Annotated in this window: 4 protein-coding genes and 2 pseudogenes; 5 read left to right on the forward strand and 1 reads right to left on the reverse strand. The window is 35.6% G+C overall.

What is annotated here, in order from left to right; genetic code table 11:
- Positions 1-41 precede the first annotated feature (41 nt).
- Complete coding sequence (locus tag AAC147_RS08865; protein WP_047686361.1) at positions 42-404, reverse strand: helix-turn-helix domain-containing protein; 363 nt, start codon at positions 402-404, stop codon at positions 42-44.
- Positions 405-483: 79 nt separating this feature from the next.
- Between AAC147_RS08865 and AAC147_RS08870 the strand changes: the two genes are divergently transcribed.
- From AAC147_RS08870 to AAC147_RS08890, 5 genes and pseudogenes are all read left to right on the forward strand, one after another.
- A complete protein-coding gene (locus AAC147_RS08870; RefSeq protein WP_047686363.1) occupies positions 484-921 on the forward strand; it encodes a hypothetical protein in 438 nt (145 codons plus the stop codon).
- A gap of 206 nt (positions 922-1,127) precedes the next feature.
- Complete coding sequence (locus AAC147_RS08875) at positions 1,128-1,454, forward strand: lysozyme inhibitor LprI family protein (RefSeq protein WP_047686366.1); 327 nt, start codon at positions 1,128-1,130, stop codon at positions 1,452-1,454.
- Between the two features lie 198 nt (positions 1,455-1,652).
- Positions 1,653-1,850: pseudogene (locus AAC147_RS08880) on the forward strand (DUF4277 domain-containing protein); the annotation flags it as partial.
- Positions 1,847-2,032: pseudogene (locus tag AAC147_RS08885) on the forward strand (IS630 family transposase); the annotation flags it as partial. The pseudogenes AAC147_RS08880 and AAC147_RS08885, both read left to right, overlap by 4 nt.
- A gap of 123 nt (positions 2,033-2,155) precedes the next feature.
- The gene (locus AAC147_RS08890; protein ID WP_231571673.1) at positions 2,156-2,614 is read left to right on the forward strand and encodes a hypothetical protein; all 459 of its coding nucleotides are present in this window, start codon (positions 2,156-2,158) and stop codon (positions 2,612-2,614) included.
- Positions 2,615-2,732 lie beyond the last annotated feature (118 nt).

Consider the following 2,732-nt stretch of genomic DNA (forward strand, 5'->3'; position numbering starts at 1 on the left):
CATCTCATTAGTGTGGGGCATTTATGCTTTCATTCAATTTCTTAACTATCCAGTAAAACTTCCGGTCCGCGTTGTTTAAGAATACGAAGCATTCTAAGTGCTGGGCCACTTGGTTTCTTTTCTTCTCGTTCCCATTTAGAAATACTTTCTTTTGACATTCCTAATGCTAGAGCTAGAGCTAGAGCTAGAGCTAGAGCTAGAGCTAACATAGCTTGTGACATACCGAATTGTACACGAAGTTGTTTTATCTCAGCCTCTGTCATCATAGTAACAACTTTAATTTTATCGTTTATTTTTCGATCAGTTACTGCTTTTTTTAGATCGTTAACCAAGCTTTTTGGTGCAGCATCGATTGCGTGTAATTCTTTAGCTAATTCAAGCATATTGTTTAATTTATTACTCACAGATGATTTCCTCCAAGATACTATGGGATATTAACTCATTGATCTTCTTATCAGTGTAGCTAAGGAAAAGTTTGGAAAGTTGTTTATACGCTTCCATGGAAACCATGCAGCAGTTTTAATCTTTGTAGAAAGTAAAGATACAAAAGTTGATTTGCAAGAATATCATAATCAAGGATTCTTCTACCTTAATGAGCTGAATATGTACCATAAATACTCTAATACAAGTAGCATATTTCAAATGGGCTCAGATCAAATTGCAAAGATGAAAAAACATGCTCCAATCCAATATATTGTATTATCCTGGATTCTTACCCAAGATATTGCACAAGTAACAACATGTTACTCTAGCATAAAAGATTTGGGAGATGAAGAAAATAATGAATTAACCTATATTCTTTATCCTCATATCACAAAAATGGAATATCCGAATATCATCCTCACAGATAATGTGAAAGATAAAATAGCAGCAATATTATCTTTAATAATCAATTGGACAATACAATTAGGCAATTTATAAAAATTAATTTCGTTGATAATTAATTGTGTATTTATGAAATGGGAATATGTTCATACTTTGCTTTATGGCATTTGTACAAAAGCTATGCCATACTTCTTTGAGTCTCAAACGAAGAGTATGCCATTATGTTTTACTTAAGATACTTACTTGGGGATTATTGGGGGATTAGTCGCTGAATTTATTTGCTATTCTTATAAGGGGAAATAATGCGATATATACTGTTATTATTGTATATCCTGCCACCACTTAGTTTTGCTGCCAGTTTTGACTGTACGAAAGCCAGAGCGTCAGATGAAAAGGCGATTTGCGCCAGCCCAAAACTAAATGATCTGGATGTAGAAATGAATGTGAAATACCATTTTCTGCGAGGGTTATTTGCTATGGGGATATCAGGAGAGATGTACGATGATCAGAAGGCATGGCTGAAAAAACGTCAGCAATGTAAGGAAAATATATCATGTCTGAGAGAGAGTTATCGTCAACGTATTAATCAATTAGATACGCTTTATAACTCAATAGAAAAGCCGATTTAATTAATCGTTCAAAGATTAAGATAAGAATTTATCATTTTCAATTCCTGCTATTTTTTTCCTATTATCCGTCATTCCGCACCGTATTTCTGATTTAAAAATAGGGTGATCTTGCACAGGTTTTTTTGTATTAATGACATCGGTGGGATTGACGGTAATCGCCCATTTTGATCTATTACTTTTATTTGCCGGAAAATGAATATGCCCACACCCGTACCCGCCATTAAACGTCTTGATCATCTTGGCCTTATCGTCGCTTTTTGTCATGAAACCGGTTTGCCCCGCATGATTGATGACATTATCCCAAAATATTTATCGCATACCGTCTCTCACGGTGACGCTTTTCTGGCAATGATCCTTAACGGGCTGGGGTTTCACAGCCGGACATTGCACCTGTTCCGGTCTACTCGCCTTGGTTAAACAAAATAGAACGGTTATGGCAATCACTCCATGAAACAGTAACACGCAATCATTGTTGCCAATTTATGTGGCAGCTTATTCGTAATGTGAAAATTTTTTTGAAAAGAGCCTCGTTAACGACTTGGAAAGAAATGAGAAATATAAGAGTCTCATCATTATGACAAACTATTTATGACTCACTTTGAATGCAGGCAGCTAAAGGTTACTATTTATCATTATGATTAATACTTCCATCAGGATAGTGATAACCATCCATCTCGTAATGTCCATGTTTCCAGGGACCCATGTTAGGGAATATGTTTACTATAACAAAGGAAATAACTATTACTGATATAGTAATAAATATAACGAAAACACTTAAATTTATTGATGTAAAAAGTGGGTGGTATATTTCGTATTTTTTTATGACAGAAGCGGGTTATGGTTATAACGTGAAAATATACGATGAAGATACACAAGAAGTTTATGCCCAATGGACAAAGCCAGACGATGGAGATAGTGAAATAGATAAATATGATGGTAAATCATTTAAATACATGGGAACAGACGGAAGGCTAGTATGTACTGTCGATTGTCCTGAGAGTAGTCATCTTGATAACAGTTGGAGTGAAGGTTCGATACAACCAAGTTCGGGAACTCCGATACTAGGGAGAACTTATTGTGCAGCTTTTGAGGATTTTGGTGGCTCAATCGATTACAACGACTTTTTTGTTTGTTTGGTAGCGTGGTCCCACGAAGGATAAGCACCGCATTTTGTCATCAAAGTATCTCTTTGAATATTATCACTTTGGGAGATCATCCCCACAGTTTTTTTAGTTAATTACGTGGTAGACATTGGCTTAATCACCACGTCATCCTTAG

Origin of the sequence: Xenorhabdus sp. NBAII XenSa04, assembly GCF_963866145.1 — a bacterium.
GTDB lineage: Bacteria > Pseudomonadota > Gammaproteobacteria > Enterobacterales > Enterobacteriaceae > Xenorhabdus > Xenorhabdus indica.